The following is a 13,386-nucleotide window of genomic DNA, read 5'->3' on the forward strand; positions in this document are numbered from 1 at the left end:
GTTCATCCTTACTGATATTCAAGATCGATGGTGGCAACGGTATTGGCTGTTCCGGCCGTTACGGTGGCATCGGTCTGGTAATACTGAACGGAAAAGGGGATGACGTCGGGCACGTTGGGCTCGGTACTTCCGCCCACCGGAATAGGGTAGTTGTAGCGAAGATCGACGCCGTCAAGCAGCATTCTCACGCCGATACCCGTGGCGCTACCGCCGCCAGGCGTCAGGTTCAGGACATCAGGATACTGGCTGTTATAGCCATTCGCGCTGGTGACCGACGCGGTAAGATTCACCGTTTCTGTACAGGTTGCGGTGATATTGAATGATTTCCATGCCGTATAACTGCCCACATGGGTAAATTGTGAGACCGGGAAGTCCCCTAGCGTGACCGTCAGATTGAGCGGGTCAATGGAGCAGGTGGCCGTTCTCTCCGAAATCGTGGTGGAATAGTGGCTGGTATTGCGGGCGCCAGAAATACCGACAGAGTTATATACCCCGAATCCAAACGGATCCTGCGCACTGGAAACCGTCCCCGCGCCAATGCGTGAGGCGGTTTTAATTAACCGTTCGGTATAGGTGAAAGAGAATGTTTGCCCGCTGTCGCTGCTGACACTGCCTACCGGCGTAGCGCTTGAGTCACAGGTATACCCCGTTCCGCGAACGACCTGCCCGCTGCTGTTCAGAAGCTCAATGCCAATGCCGTCAATATTGGTGGCATAAACGCCTGGCATGCCCGGCACTTCAGCTCCCGTCCCGTAATAACAGGCAATAAGGGTATGATTTGCAAGCGTTCCGGTGCAGCTGCCGCTGACGGTGTGCGTCTTTGCAGATCCCGGAATGACGCTGCCCGTGTCGAGGGTTGTTGGAACGGACAGCGTGCCGACATTAATGTTATAGGGCAGATCGGCACTGTCGCAGGTTGTCGCCGCATGGGCGTGCGGCATGAGACATACGCTGATGAGGAGCACCAGCAGCGCAAAGGCATATTTAAACATGTTCATTTTTCCCCGGAAAAGTCATACGCATTGCGCCGTGATGTTAAGAACAGCACCGTCGTCTTTCGCCGGCAGGTGATACGCCGCGGAACAATGGCTGTCGGCGGTTTTTCCCCAGCTGACCTTCACCGTGCCTTGCTCATGCATACCGGTCAGGTAGACCTGACCGCCGTCACCGACAATAAATTCACCGTCCTGATGGACCTGCGAGGCCGTTGCCCCAAACGGAATCGGCCGACCATCCGCGCGTGTTAAGGTCATCAACACCCGGCTGCCAACGTGGGTTTCATAATGCGCGCGCACAATCGCGCCGCGCGTTGGTGTCACCGTTTTCGCGGCCTGGTCAATATCCGCATTGCCCGGCAGGGTCTCGGTATTCAGCGCGAGGGTGTTATGTCGATATGGCGTGACGTACGGCACAATGGCGTAGCCGCGGAAATCAGTATTCACGCCTGTCTGATTGGTGATGTTCGTGTCGTCTGCGCCCGGCGCTTCCACCAGAGCCGCGGTCTCACCCATTGGTTGACCGAGGGTGATGCCGTGAGCATGGGCAATCACACTGCCCTGAAGACCGATGTTGAGCTGTTGCTGCTGGTTATCCTGCGAATAGCTGGCGCTCACTTCACCATAGGTGCCTTTGTAATCGCCATTCAGGCTGGAGCTGTCGCCGCTGCTCTGGCTGTGGCCCTGCTGCACGGCCCAGCTGAGATTATTGCCCGCCAGCGCGGTGCCGTTCAGGCCTACGCTTTGGGTTGTGTCGTGTCTGGTGCTGTTCAGGTTGTAGTTCACCCAGGTGTTGCTGAGCCAGCGATCGAGGGGAACAGAGACGTTGAACGCGAGGGTCTGTTCGCTGGTTTTCTCATTATTATCGTCACTGCCGTCACGCGTGTTTTTATCCAGCCCGTAACTCAGACCGTAGCTGATCCCGTGCCAGGCGTTGTTGTAGCCGAGGCTCAGGGAGGTCATCCCCTGGCTTGCGTTCCAGTAGTTCTCTTTCACCAGGCTTAACGTCAGCGAACCAAACGTGCCGCCGAGCGACTGGTCGACAGTGGCCTCTTCACGGCTGCGCCGGGTATCCGGGGTTTCCCAGTCATCATTGCGGGTATGGGAATCCAGGGTGTCCTGCAGGGTGTAGAACCCCTTGCTGTTATAGCGATAGCCAGCAATGGAAAAATGGGTGCCAGTGGTGGCGAAATCTTTGCTGTAGCGGATGCGCCAGGAGCGACCGTGGGTGGCATCCTGGTCCTGCATCTCCGATCTGGCACCGGTGACATCCACTGAAAACGCGCCGAGCTCGCCGATGTTCTTCCCGAACCCCAGCGCCAGCGCATCGTAATACTGGCTTGCCTGCACGCCGCTGTAGGCCGTAAAGCCATAAGGCAAACCGTAGATTGCGGTCCCCTGGATGAACGGCGTTTTCTCGACGTCGCTGTCGTAGCTGCGATAGCGCCCCGCGGTAAGGCTGTATTTAAAGTGGCCTTCACGCTGCAATACCGGCACCGACGCGTAGGGCACGACAAAATGTTGTTCGCTGCCGTCCGTCTCTTTCACGGTGACGTTCAAATCTCCACTCCCGCCGGTGGGGTAGAGGTCGTTAATCTCAAACGCGCCGGGAGCGACATAATTCTGGTAAATGACGTAACCGTTCTGGCGGACAATCACCTGAGCGTTACTGTGCGCGGTACCGCGGATCACCGGCGCAAACCCTTTCATGCTGTCCGGCAGCATATCGTCGTCCGAAGCGATCTGCGCCCCGGTGAAAGAGATGCTGTCAAACACGTCCGCAGGGGAAGAGCTTTGCCCGAATTTGACGTTACCGCCAAGCGGCACGATATCGCGCTGGGCATAGGTATAGACGGAGGAAAACGCACTCTCCGCGTCACCGTCACTGCTGGTTTTGCTCCAGGTGGAGTAGTTCCGTAAACGCCACGCCCCGAGGTTAAGACCCGGACGCAGGTTAAGAAATTCACTGTGCTGATCGGTACTGTTTTCACCTTTGCCGCGGTTGTTCCCGGCGCTGAAGCTGTAATTCAGCAGCAGGGCGTTAATCCCCTCATCGTATTCCTGCGGGTCGACGTAATCACGCGGGACCTGGGTAATCGCGGTCTGCGGAATGCTTAACAGCAATTGCTGGGGATTAACATGAAACGTTGCGCTGGCGGAGGGGATGAGGCTCAGATCAATACATTGGGCCTTATCGTCCTGCACGTATTTATCGATATTAATGCCGAAGCTTTTTAACTGAGCCGCGCTCAGGCACGGCTGCAGCGTTGATTTTCCGCTGGCGTCTTTTTTTAGCGTGAATTCAATCTCTTTGGCTGCAACTTTATTGTTGTTAACGAACACGTCGACGTGGTATTTACCCGGCGCCTGGCCTGGGCCAATCTCAAAGATACTCAGGTCAGTCTTTCCCTGGCTCGGGTTGTCAATATCCAGCAGCGCCGGGTTGAAATAATCATCGGCCAGAACTTTTTGCACACAAACACCCAACAGGGTACAACCCAATGCAATCAGCATTGAGCGCCCGTGTTGTTTGGGTGGTTCGGTGGAATATTCCCAGCTCATAATGATGTTTAGCGAATCCAGCGGTTATTTAATTTGCGCAGAATATGACTGGCTAATACCGCCGTAGTCATTGATGATTTTCCAGCTCACGGTATGTGCAGTTATATTTCTAGGGGTGGTGAAAACCGTTTCACTTTTCGGTGCGGCATAGGTGGCTTTGTCAACTTTTTTACCGTCGAGTTTTATTTCCTGGAAATTCATATAAAACGGCGTGGGGTTTTCGATAATCAGCTGATTTCCCCGCGTGTGCCAGGATAATTGCGTGGTCATATCTTCCGGATTACCGGTAATACTCGCCGGGCGATACAGCAATTTAATTCGGGTTTTAATCGCGATCTGCAGCGTGTTGATGTTTGCATTGCGCTCAGAAGAGGGAATGGATTTAATATTCAACCAGAACAGCGATTCGCGATCGGCGGGTAAATCCCCCCCGGTTCTGATGATACGCAGCACGTTTTCCTGCTTTCCGTCAAGGCGGAACAGGGGCGGCGTGATCAGGAACGGGGCTTTCTCGCGTGCGTTATCTTCCGTTTCCACCCATGACTGGACAAGGTAGTTGAGGTTGTCCGGGTTGGTGATTCCAATGGAAGACTCTTTTTTATTTTCTGGATAGATCACGCGCGTACCGCCGATGGTAATTCCGGCATGGGCGACAGAGGCAATAAATAAAAAGGAGGAAGCCAGAAGATATTTTCGCATAGTGAAACCGTCATCAAGAAATAACAGATATTAGCCACTGGGGTAGCTAATATCTGTTTTATTAGTTGTAAACGATGGTGAAGGTGGATGCAGCATTCGCCACGCCGGCGGAAACGGTTCCTCCGGTCTGGATATAGCGTGCACCAAACTCCAGATCGTTCGTTGTAGTACCTGACGTGAGGGTATACGCAGCGGAAGACGTATATAAACTCAGTGGGGTTTGCGTTTTATCCAGCAACTGGACACCCACTCCTGACGCGGTACCGGTTCCTGACGTCACAGCAAGGATATCCTTATTGTTACCATCAGGTGTCCCGCCGAATGTTACCGAGGCGCTGGTAACAGTATCGGGACAATTTTTAAGTTGAATACTAAAGCGGGTAGTCGACGTCGTCGAACCACTTCCGGTAAATGCCGATTTCGCAACCTTACCTAATGATACGGTAAGTGGATTGCTTAAACCGTTTACAACCGTACATGCCGAGTCAATAACTTCACCGGTGAAATTAATTTGACCCTCACCACTGGATGCAAAAGCAGAAACGGAAGCACACGCCATCCCGGCAGCGATCCCCGCAATAATTAATTTTTTCATTTAAATCCTCTGAATGAAAATAGGGCACTTCGGGTATTAATCATCACGTGGCTGATTAATTCGGCAGGAACTATCGCTGAGAACTATTTTTCGTTCAATTTATCTTCAGACCATTTTTACCCTCGAAGCGCCTTCGGCGGCACGGGGAGAGGAAAATGATTACCCGCCAGGCATTTATCAGGGCTATAGTATCTGCAAAGAGCCGCAAGGAGAGATGTCGTGGATTATCGTAAAATTATCAAAGAGGTAGGGCGAGGAAAAAACCATGCCCGCGACCTGGATCAGGAAACGGCCCGTGCCCTGTACACCCATATGCTCAACGGCGATGTTCCCGATCTGGAGATGGGCGGTATCCTGATTGCGCTCCGTATTAAAGGCGAAGGTGAAGCGGAGATGCGCGGCTTCTATGAAGCGATGCAGGCGCAAACGCTGCGTTTAACCCCCCCGGTGGCAAAACCGATGCCGATTGTCATCCCCACCTATAACGGCGCGCGCAAGCAGGCGAATCTCACCCCTCTGCTGGCGATTCTGCTGCACAAGCTGGGTTTTCCGGTGGTGGTCCATGGCGTCAGCGAAGATCCCACGCGCGTGCTGACGGAAACCATCTTTGGCATGTTAGGTATTGAACCGACGCTGCACGCCGGCCAGGCGCAGGCGAAGCTGGATGGCCATCAGCCAGTCTATATTCCGGTGAAGGCACTCTGCCCGCCGCTGGAAAAGCAGCTGGATATGCGCTGGCGCATGGGCGTGCGCAACAGCGCACACACGCTGGCGAAACTCGCCACACCCTTTGGCGAAGCGGATGCCCTGCGCCTCTCCAGCGTGTCGCATCCGGAGTACGTGACGCGCGTAGGCACCTTCTTTGAGGAGATTGGCGGAAGGGCACTGCTGATGCACGGCACAGAAGGGGAGGTTTACGCCAACCCGCAGCGCTGTCCGCAGCTGGTCTTAATCGATCCCGCAGGCACGCGGCCCGTACTGGAACGTCAGGAAGAGAATGTCGGCGTGATAGTGCCTGAGGCAAAAGATCCGCATACCACCGCGCACTGGATTGAGCAGTGTCTGGCCGGAAATGTGCCTGTTCCGCATTCGATCAAACTTCAGATGGCCTGCTGTCTGCTGGCGACCGGAGAGGTGGAGTCAGTCGAGGCCGGGCTTGCACGCGTGGCGCAGGCGTTTTAGACAAAAAAAAAGCCCGTCCAGTGGCGGACGGGCAAGCAAGGGTAACAAACAACAGGGTCAATGAGGGTTGGAGCAGCTCACCAGAGGGTATGGCGAGGGGACAGCATTCATTCAGTCGATTATTTGTAGATAACCGCAGTACCGCTCAGCTTGTTATTGGTGTTCGCGGAAGTGATGCTGTATCCGCTTGCACCGGCAGCTGCCGCTTTCTCAGCCAGTTTGGCTTCCAGACCGTCCAGCGTGGTCGCGCCTTCTGCACTCACCACACCGATTTTATTCATGTTTTGCGCCTGAGCTGGAGAAACCGGTTCTGCAGCGAATGCACCAAAAGACAGAGCAGACAGGGCAACAGCAGCAACAGCATATTTGATGGTTTTCATAATTAATCTCTCGCAGGTTATTCTGTTAAGGGGACGATGTTCCGTCGATGTGATAAGTATCACGCTTTTTTCCGACAGATAAAATCGAAGAGAATTGACGTGGTTGCTCAAAAAAATTGAATGACAAATAACTTATTGAATATTAATAAATTCAGAAGAGAGATTTACATTTCTTGTCGCTGCGCTTTACAGAGGCGTGATGAAGGGCACATTTTGCTACGCGGCGGGCAAAAAATCGTGAGCGTAAAGGAACGCATTTTCGGGGTTTACTTAGGTAAAGGAAAGTCAACGTAACTGGCTGTCTTTCGATCCTCTGCGATTATATCCCGAATGAGATTTGTTTTTCGAATCTTTATTCTGCTGGCACTGGATGCATAACCGCACACCGGGAATGGCTTTACGCCGCGCCTCCGGGATGGGCTCTCCACATTCTTCACATTCCGTTAAGCTCTCACCGCGCGGAATTTCGCCGCGAGCGCGGGCAACGGCATCTTCAATTGTACTGTTGATCTGTTCGTTAACGGCGTCGTCATTCGCCCATCCGGAAGCCATGGCATTCTCCTCACGCGGGGGATATCTGAGTCATATGGGGTCAAAAAATGTGCAATCAAGACAGGGGGTGAGAACTGCACCTGTCGGCCAGATGCAGTGATTCTCAGAAGGGGAGACTATTTATAGATGGTTGCTGTGCCATACATGTGGTTATCGCCACCGGCGGAATTCACCACGAAGCCTTTCGCACCTTCCTCGCGGGCTTTTTCAGCCAGTTTATTTTGCAGATCGTCAAGGTTGCTGGCACGGCTTACCGACACGGTGCCCGCAGGGCGGAGCTGGCTGGTATCGGTACTTTGGGTCAGTGACTGAACGGCCATGGCAGAAAATGACGCGGTGGCCAGAACACCGGCAACAACGACAAGGGTCAGATATTTTTTCATAATCACATCCTCAGGGGAAACAACAGGTGATTCCCTTTAAGTTTAGAAGCCGGACGAGTGTGATTAGGCGCAAATATTTGATGATGATCTGCTTATTTTTTGAACGATGTTAATTGACAATTCGCTGACAGATCATAGACATAAAGGTGTTTGATTTATGGCGTTTTTTTAAGCGCAGAAGAGAAAGATTTACCGTTGGGCCAGCAAAGGGTATCTTACGCCGCTGTTTAAAGGAGAATGCCATGACTTCCCAAAAGCCGGGATTGCACCCGCGAAATCGCCATCGCAGCCGCTACGACATGAAGGCCTTATGCCTGAGCTGCCCGCCGCTGCAGGATTACCTTGTTCAGACCCCAGCAGGTGAACCGTCGGTTAACTTTGCTGACCCGCAGGCGGTTAAAATGCTGAACAAAGCCCTGCTGGCGCATTTTTACGGTGTGGCGCACTGGGATATTCCGGAAGGCTTTCTCTGCCCGCCTGTACCAGGCCGCGCAGATTATGTGCACCATCTTGCCGATCTCCTCGCAGACGATCGTGACGGCGTGGTACCCCAGAACGCTTCCATGCTCGATATCGGTACCGGGGCGAACCTGATTTATCCGCTGATCGGCGCGCATGAGTATCACTGGCGCTTCACCGGAAGCGAAATCGGTGCTGAGGCCTTCGCCAGCGCCCAGGCCATTATCAGCGCTAACCCGGGATTAAGCCGTGCTATTCGCCTGCGTCGTCAGAAAGACGCCGCCTCTATCTTCAACGGCATTATCCATAAAAATGAAAGCTACGACGCGACGATGTGCAATCCGCCGTTTCATGATTCAGCCGCCGCCGCCCGCGCGGGCAGCGAGCGCAAGCGCCGCAATCTCGGTCAGGCGGAAGACGCTGCGCTGAACTTTGGCGGCCAGCAGCAGGAGCTGTGGTGTGAAGGGGGCGAAGTCGCATTCATTCTGCGCATGATCGCAGAAAGCAAGCAGTTTTCCCGTCAGGTGAAGTGGTTCACAACGCTGGTTTCCCGGGGAGATAACCTGCCGCCACTGTACCGCGCGCTGACCGAAGCCGGTGCCGTCAAAGTGGTGAAAAAAGAGATGGCGCAAGGCCAGAAACAGAGCCGTTTTATCGCCTGGTCGTTTATGGACGATAACAAACGTCGCAAATAACACGCCGTCGTAGGCCGGGTAAGGCGAAGCCGCCACCCGGCTCGGTCACAGCGTCGGCTCCTGCGGAGGGAGCGGTGAGGCGGGCGGTGACAAGACCTGATATGTCTGCACCGGCATCCTTACATTTGCCAGATCAAAGTGTTTTTTCACCATGCTGTCGAGGGCAAAGCGCACCGTCCACTGCTTCAGCGGCTGGGTGGTGAAGGAGACGCGAAGGGTAAATGCCGTATTCGTCAGCCCGACAATGCCGGCAAATGATGGCTCGCCAATCACCAGCCCGCGAATATCCTCCATCTGCATCAGCTCTTCTACCGCATCTTTCAGCGCCTGCTTCGCTTTGTCTGCATCCTCATGACGATCCACATCGTAGTTCGCCACGACGGAACCAATCCCGCGCACAAAGTTGGCGAAGGTAGTGATCGAAGACCAGGGAATAATATGGTACGCCCCGGTGTCCTGACGCACGCCGACAGATCGGATGGACATGCGCTCCACCGTGCCGGTGAGCGGCCCAATCGTCACCAGATCGCCGGTATTCATCCCGTTCTCAAACTGGATAAAGATGCCGGTAATAATATCCTTCACCAGCGTCTGTGACCCGAAGGAGATCGCCAGCCCCAACGCACCGGCACCGGCCAGCAGCGGGGCGATATTCACGCCAATCTCGGACAGCACAATCATGATGGTGATGGTACTGATAATTACCGCCAGCGCATTGCGGAACAGCGTCAGCAACGTGCGGGCACGCGCGCTGGGCAGCGGCCTGCCGTGAATGTCGGAGACCAGACGGTTCTCTATCAGGCTTGCCAGCAGCGTCCAGCCGACGGCAGAGAAGAACAGGATCAGCGCGATACGAATTAAAATATCGACGGTCTTTTCCCCGGCGCCGTTATGCAGCCAGTTCCAGAAATCGAACAGCCCCCAGGCGTTGAGCAGCAGCATAATCGCCACGCAGACGGTCAGGATGCGCGCGACCTTGAGCGAGACTGACATCCAGCCGTTCACCCGTTTTTGCAGTTCCGGGTAATTGCGCTGCACCTGCGGTGAGAGGGTGATGGTTTTTGATATCCAGCGGGATAACAGGCCCGACACAAACGCCGCGATGCCGATAATGGCCAGGCTTTTGAATGTGGCACCCATCATAAATTTCAGGCTATTACCCGGGTCGAACAGCGAAAAGAAGCACAGCACAATGAAATAGGCGCTGGCCAGCCAGTGCCACACGAGGGCGAAGGCGCGAATAAAGAGGCTAAAGAACGAGAGGGAGCGATCGGCCAGATACAGCAGACTCTCGGTGATGGTCTTTTTATTATGGAAGATGAGGTACAGCGACCAGACGGTAATGCACAGCATGATCACCACGTTTGCCAGCGCGCCAAACTGGACGTTCACCTGGTTCGAGATGATCGGCACCGCCACCAGCAGACCATAGCCAATTAACCCGCTGAGCACGCTCAGACGCAGCGCCCAGTATTTCGCGCTCTCATCCCGTATGGAAAAAGGACGCAGTTCCGGCACGTGGGGGCAAAACAGTAGCCGCAGCAGTGCCTTGAAGAACTCAATCAGGGCAAACGCATTGAGGAACAGCGATTGCTGGAAGGCGATGGTTTTGTTGCCCGCATTCAGCCTGTCGGCCAGCATCTGGCCTAAAAACAGCGTCAGCGCCAGCAGCAGTAAATCGATGATAAACGCTGACGCGATCATCAACGGCAGGTGGAGCCAGCTGCTTCTCTGCTGATTCTTCCTGCGACCCCATTGCCCCATTTTGCGGTACAGCGGCCACGCGCTCAGGCGCACCAGCCAGTAAAAAAGAAATACTGCGCCCGCCAGCATCAGGAACTGCGTGGCGGCGACGGTAAACGTTTGTGGGTTAAAGGGCTTATGCGGTGAGCCAATCAGATTACGATAGAGCTGGGCAAAGCGTGAGGAGAGGGCTTCGCCATAGTGGCGGCTGACGTCGGTGACGTTTTCCAGCACCGTTTTTTGCTCCTCCACCTGCGGAGGGATGATGTCAGGGACCGGCTCCTGCGACGGCGTGGCGGCGACTTTTCGCAGCTGGCTGATAAGCTCCTGGCGAGAAGCATCGTTCTCAAGGACGTCGGCAAGGGCGCTGTAGGCGGCTTTTTTCTGTTCGACATCGGGCTCAGGTGGCGGCGTATTTTCCTTCGTCGCGGTCGTTCCGGTGGTGACGCCGGGGATCGCAACGGCGAACGATGGCGCACTAAACAGGCTTATCAACAGCAACAGGATCCACGGCACGGCGTCCTCCGGTGAAAATGTCGAACAAAATGATAAGTATAGAAGTCGGGAAGCAGAGGAGGATTTTTGAGAACAATCTGGCGTAAAAAAGCCGGGCATGCCCGGCTCAGCGTAACGCGGTGGATCAGGAGACGTGCTGCAGGAACTCCTGCAAACGCGGGCTCGGCGGATTCGCGATTAATTCCTGCGGGTTACCGTCTTCCGCGATACGGCCTTTATCAATAAAGATCAGACGGGAAGCCACTTTCTCCGCAAAGCCGATTTCATGGGTCACGATAACCATCGTCATCCCTTCTTCGGCCAGATCCTGCATGACCTTCAGCACTTCATGACGCAGTTCCGGGTCAAGCGCTGAGGTTGGCTCATCAAACAGCATCATTTTCGGTTTAACCGCCAGCGCGCGGGCAATCGCCACACGCTGCTGTTGGCCGCCGGAGAGCTCAGAAGGGTAGTGGTGGGCACGCTCTGCCAGACCCACTTTCGCCAGCAGATCTTTTGCCAGCGCTTCGGCCGCCGCTTTGTTGGCGCCGCGCACGCGCAGCGGGCCAAACATCACGTTTTCCAGCGCCGTCAGGTGCGGGAAGAGGTAGAACTGCTGGAACACCATGCCCGCTTCCTGACGAATCAGACGGTCATCCACTTTCGGGTCATTCACCTTCAGACCATCGACGATCAGATCGCCGCTGGTGATCTCTTCCAGCTTGTTGATGCAGCGCAGCAGGGTCGATTTACCGGAGCCGGACGGCCCGATAATCACCACCACTTCACCCTGTTTGATGCTCAGATCGATATTGTGCAGCACCTGGGTTGGGCCAAAGTGCTTGGAAACGTTTTTAAATTCAATCACAGGATTTTCATCCTTCTTTCAAGACGACGCAGAACGAAGCTCAGAACCAGAGTAATGATCAGGTAGACAACGGCTACCGCACTCCAGATTTCCAGCGCACGGAAGTTGCCAGCGATGATCTCCTGGCCCTGACGGGTCAGCTCAGCCACGCCGATAACAATGAACAGCGACGTATCTTTAATGCTGATGATCCACTGGTTACCGAGCGGCGGCAGCATGCGGCGCAGCGCCAGCGGCAGAATAACGTGACGGATCGTTTCGCGACGAGAAAGACCTAACGCCAGACCGGCTTCACTGAAACCTTTATGAATCGACAGCACCGCACCGCGGGTGATTTCCGCAATGTAGGCGCCTGAGTTGATCATAATGGTGACGACGGCGGCGCTGAACGGGTCGATGCGCAGGTCGGTGAACGCCATGGGCAGGGCGAAGTAAATGAACATGACCTGCACGACAATGGGCGTGCCGCGGATCACTTCGATGAATACCAGTGCGATGTGGTTTGCAATCCAGCCGCCGTAGGTGCGGGCGAAACCGGCGACAAGACCGATAATCAACCCACCAACCAGACCCAGGACCGAAATCCACAGGGTCATTTTAGCGCCTTCAAGCAAGAGTGGAATGGCAGGCCAGATGGCGCTCCAGTCAAACTGCATGATAATTTCCTGTTACTGTTACCGTGTTTCAAAAATATCAGGGGCGAAAGGTCGCCCCCGAGTGAACGTCATTTTTTACGTCTTATTATTTAGGCTCGGTACCGAACCATTTTTTGTAGATTTCGTTATAAGTGCCGTTCTCTTTCAGCGTTTTCAGCGCGCCGTTAACTTTGGTGCGCAGCTCGTCGCTGCCTTTCGGGAAGGCGATACCGTACTGCTGTGCTTCCAGAGACTCACCCACCGCTTTGAACTTGCCGTTGCCCGCCGTTTTGATGAAGTACAGGATGTTAGGCGTGTCGTGCAGAACCGCGTCAGCGCGGTTGGTGCCGAGTTCCATGTAGGCGTTATCGATATTCGGGAACTGACGCAGGTCTTTGGTTTTGATATTCGCTTTGGCGTAATCAACAGAACCGGTGCCGCTCTTCACTGCAACCACTTTGCCGTCGAGATCTTTCACACTTTTTACGTCGTTATTATCGGCTTTGACCATCACCAGCAGGCCGCTTTTGTAGTAGCCGTCAGAGAAGTCGATCGCTTTTTTACGCTCATCAGTGATGGTGATACCCGCCAGCGCCAGATCTACGTTTTTGGTTTGCAGTGCCGGGATAATGCCGCTGAAGTCCATTGGCTTCAGGGTGTAATCCAGCTTGAGTTCTTTTGCGACAGCGGCCCACAGATCCACATCAAAACCAACGTATTTATCACCCTGTTTGAATTCAAACGGAACGAACGCCGTGTCGGTCGCCACAACCAGTTTGTCGGCAGCCTGAGAGGACACCGCAAAAGCCAGGGTAAGTGCAGCCAGTGAAACTTTTAATACAGACTTCATAGCATTTCCTTTTATATCCACGGGGCGATCCCCTGCGAGAACACGTGGCACAATGAAAAAATCGTGCCAACTTTACAAGCTATTGTTTTGTAAAGGGGATGATGTCATGCATTGCACAATAAACGTGGCAATGGCGTTCTGTTGCACCAATGTGGAGCACTGTTTTGGTGCGTCTGGTTTGGTGCAACTGACGGGGAGACATTTAGCGGAAATTCTGACGAAAAAACAATCTTTCGTTAACGGTTGTGTGAGGTGATTATTACAATTTCTTCACTTTTGCACGGTCTCAGGCA

At 54.2% G+C, this 13,386-nt stretch carries 13 protein-coding genes; 2 read left to right on the forward strand and 11 right to left on the reverse strand.

Annotation, left to right across the window (positions count from 1 at the left end; genetic code table 11):
- Positions 1-8: 8 nt before the first annotated feature.
- The 4 genes from C1N69_RS06715 to C1N69_RS06730 form a co-directional block, all read right to left on the reverse strand.
- Positions 9-998 (reverse strand): fimbrial protein, encoded by a 990-nt coding sequence (locus C1N69_RS06715; protein WP_244956319.1) that lies wholly within the window; start codon positions 996-998, stop codon positions 9-11.
- A gap of 15 nt (positions 999-1,013) precedes the next feature.
- A complete protein-coding gene (locus C1N69_RS06720) occupies positions 1,014-3,509 on the reverse strand; it encodes a fimbria/pilus outer membrane usher protein (protein ID WP_244956320.1) in 2,496 nt (831 codons plus the stop codon).
- Between the two features lie 72 nt (positions 3,510-3,581).
- Entirely contained in the window at positions 3,582-4,256 is a 675-nt protein-coding gene (locus C1N69_RS06725; RefSeq protein WP_155030884.1) for a fimbrial biogenesis chaperone, read from the reverse strand.
- 61 nt (positions 4,257-4,317) lie between these two features.
- Positions 4,318-4,851: a fimbrial protein gene (locus C1N69_RS06730; RefSeq protein WP_025757263.1), complete on the reverse strand. Its 534-nt coding sequence runs from the start codon at positions 4,849-4,851 to the stop codon at positions 4,318-4,320.
- A gap of 219 nt (positions 4,852-5,070) precedes the next feature.
- Between C1N69_RS06730 and ybiB the strand changes: the two genes are divergently transcribed.
- The gene (gene ybiB, locus C1N69_RS06735) at positions 5,071-6,033 is read left to right on the forward strand and encodes a DNA-binding protein YbiB (RefSeq protein WP_047958080.1); all 963 of its coding nucleotides are present in this window, start codon (positions 5,071-5,073) and stop codon (positions 6,031-6,033) included.
- Positions 6,034-6,152: 119 nt separating this feature from the next.
- Here the strand turns inward: ybiB and ybiJ are convergent, their stop codons facing one another.
- The 3 genes from ybiJ to mcbA all read right to left on the reverse strand — a co-directional run bounded on the left by ybiJ (position 6,153) and on the right by mcbA (position 7,348).
- A complete protein-coding gene (gene ybiJ, locus C1N69_RS06740) occupies positions 6,153-6,413 on the reverse strand; it encodes a DUF1471 family protein YbiJ (protein ID WP_025757265.1) in 261 nt (86 codons plus the stop codon).
- A 285-nt stretch (positions 6,414-6,698) separates the two neighbouring features.
- Complete coding sequence (locus C1N69_RS06745) at positions 6,699-6,965, reverse strand: DksA/TraR family C4-type zinc finger protein (RefSeq protein ID WP_047958081.1); 267 nt, start codon at positions 6,963-6,965, stop codon at positions 6,699-6,701.
- Between the two features lie 116 nt (positions 6,966-7,081).
- Complete coding sequence (gene mcbA / locus C1N69_RS06750) at positions 7,082-7,348, reverse strand: DUF1471 family periplasmic protein McbA (RefSeq protein WP_025757267.1); 267 nt, start codon at positions 7,346-7,348, stop codon at positions 7,082-7,084.
- A 242-nt stretch (positions 7,349-7,590) separates the two neighbouring features.
- On the opposite strand from mcbA, the gene rlmF reads away from it, so the two are divergent.
- A complete protein-coding gene (rlmF, locus tag C1N69_RS06755) occupies positions 7,591-8,502 on the forward strand; it encodes a 23S rRNA (adenine(1618)-N(6))-methyltransferase RlmF (RefSeq protein WP_161599384.1) in 912 nt (303 codons plus the stop codon).
- A 45-nt stretch (positions 8,503-8,547) separates the two neighbouring features.
- Here rlmF and ybiO read toward each other — a convergent pair whose 3' ends face one another.
- From ybiO to glnH, 4 genes are all read right to left on the reverse strand, one after another.
- Positions 8,548-10,761: a mechanosensitive channel protein gene (gene ybiO, locus C1N69_RS06760; RefSeq protein WP_155030886.1), complete on the reverse strand. Its 2,214-nt coding sequence runs from the start codon at positions 10,759-10,761 to the stop codon at positions 8,548-8,550.
- Between the two features lie 124 nt (positions 10,762-10,885).
- On the reverse strand, positions 10,886-11,608 hold the full coding sequence (gene glnQ, locus C1N69_RS06765) for a glutamine ABC transporter ATP-binding protein GlnQ (RefSeq protein ID WP_025757270.1): 723 nt from the start codon (positions 11,606-11,608) through the stop codon (positions 10,886-10,888).
- The gene (glnP, locus tag C1N69_RS06770) at positions 11,605-12,264 is read right to left on the reverse strand and encodes a glutamine ABC transporter permease GlnP (RefSeq protein WP_003858462.1); all 660 of its coding nucleotides are present in this window, start codon (positions 12,262-12,264) and stop codon (positions 11,605-11,607) included. Before glnP ends, glnQ begins: the two co-directional genes overlap by 4 nt.
- 85 nt (positions 12,265-12,349) lie before the next feature.
- Complete coding sequence (gene glnH / locus C1N69_RS06775; RefSeq protein ID WP_025757271.1) at positions 12,350-13,093, reverse strand: glutamine ABC transporter substrate-binding protein GlnH; 744 nt, start codon at positions 13,091-13,093, stop codon at positions 12,350-12,352.
- Positions 13,094-13,386 lie beyond the last annotated feature (293 nt).

This window comes from Enterobacter sichuanensis (assembly GCF_009036245.1).
In the GTDB taxonomy this organism is placed as follows: Bacteria; Pseudomonadota; Gammaproteobacteria; order Enterobacterales; family Enterobacteriaceae; genus Enterobacter; species Enterobacter sichuanensis.

What these genes read in the sequence shown, in the direction of transcription:
- C1N69_RS06715 (WP_244956319.1), bottom strand. Translation starts at nt 998, where the DNA reads ATGAACATGTTTAAATATGCCTTTGCGCTGCTGGTGCTCCTCATCAGC.
- C1N69_RS06730 (WP_025757263.1), bottom strand. Translation starts at nt 4,851, where the DNA reads ATGAAAAAATTAATTATTGCGGGGATCGCTGCCGGGATGGCGTGTGCT.
- glnP (WP_003858462.1), bottom strand. Translation starts at nt 12,264, where the DNA reads ATGCAGTTTGACTGGAGCGCCATCTGGCCTGCCATTCCACTCTTGCTT.
- C1N69_RS06720 (WP_244956320.1), bottom strand. Translation starts at nt 3,509, where the DNA reads ATGCTGATTGCATTGGGTTGTACCCTGTTGGGTGTTTGTGTGCAAAAA.
- C1N69_RS06725 (WP_155030884.1), bottom strand. Translation starts at nt 4,256, where the DNA reads ATGCGAAAATATCTTCTGGCTTCCTCCTTTTTATTTATTGCCTCTGTC.
- ybiJ (WP_025757265.1), bottom strand. Translation starts at nt 6,413, where the DNA reads ATGAAAACCATCAAATATGCTGTTGCTGCTGTTGCCCTGTCTGCTCTG.
- C1N69_RS06745 (WP_047958081.1), bottom strand. Translation starts at nt 6,965, where the DNA reads ATGGCTTCCGGATGGGCGAATGACGACGCCGTTAACGAACAGATCAAC.
- mcbA (WP_025757267.1), bottom strand. Translation starts at nt 7,348, where the DNA reads ATGAAAAAATATCTGACCCTTGTCGTTGTTGCCGGTGTTCTGGCCACC.
- glnH (WP_025757271.1), bottom strand. Translation starts at nt 13,093, where the DNA reads ATGAAGTCTGTATTAAAAGTTTCACTGGCTGCACTTACCCTGGCTTTT.
- rlmF (WP_161599384.1), top strand. Translation starts at nt 7,591, where the DNA reads ATGACTTCCCAAAAGCCGGGATTGCACCCGCGAAATCGCCATCGCAGC.